The organism is Catenulispora yoronensis, from assembly GCF_039531695.1.
GTDB classification, from domain to species: domain Bacteria; phylum Actinomycetota; class Actinomycetes; order Streptomycetales; family Catenulisporaceae; genus Catenulispora; species Catenulispora yoronensis.
Genome location: NZ_BAAAQN010000167.1, coordinates 1 through 701 on the forward strand (window position 1 = coordinate 1; position 701 = coordinate 701).

Below are 701 nucleotides of genomic sequence, written 5' to 3' on the forward strand. Positions count from 1 at the left end.
GGCAGAGATTAATGCCGGGCGTGAAAGTCATAATAATAGCGTACGCGAAAATATCTTAATTGCCGAAAGATTTACCTGGCTGGATAAAATCATTCGGGTAAAGAAGATGGCGCCAATTGATACGGCGAAAGGCTTATTCACCTCAAAAAATATTCTCGGTGACTGCCTGGCGTATTTTATGATGGTTAGCGTGCTGTACGGATTATTAACCTGGATCCCCCTGTATTTAGTGAAAGAGCGCGGTTTCGATGTAATGAGTATGGGCTTCGTGGCCAGTATGCCGTGCATCGGCGGCTTTATTGGCGCGATCGGCGGCGGATGGGTTTCGGATAAGCTATTAGGCCGCCGGCGTAAACCCACCATGATGTTCACTGCGGTGTCAACGGTGGTCATGATGCTAATTATGCTGAATATCCCGGCCAGCACCCTGGCAGTTTGTATTGGATTATTCTTTGTCGGCTTTTGTTTAAATATCGGCTGGCCAGCCTTTACCGCGTACGGTATGGCCGTTTCGGATAGCAAAACCTATCCAATCGCCTCTTCCATAATTAATAGCGGCGGCAACCTCGGTGGATTTGTCGCGCCGATGGCGGCTGGTTTCTTGCTTGATAAAACCGGGAGTTTTAATTCTGTATTTACCTATTTTGGTATCTGCGCCGCCATTGGTTTGGTGGTGATTCTTTTCCTCGATGAACCACAAT

Annotated in this window: 1 protein-coding gene; it reads left to right on the forward strand. The window is 47.6% G+C overall.

The window, feature by feature from the left end; translation table 11 throughout:
* Positions 1-701: MFS transporter (locus ABD481_RS46590; protein ID WP_344672334.1), on the forward strand; the 701-nt coding region annotated here is incomplete at both ends.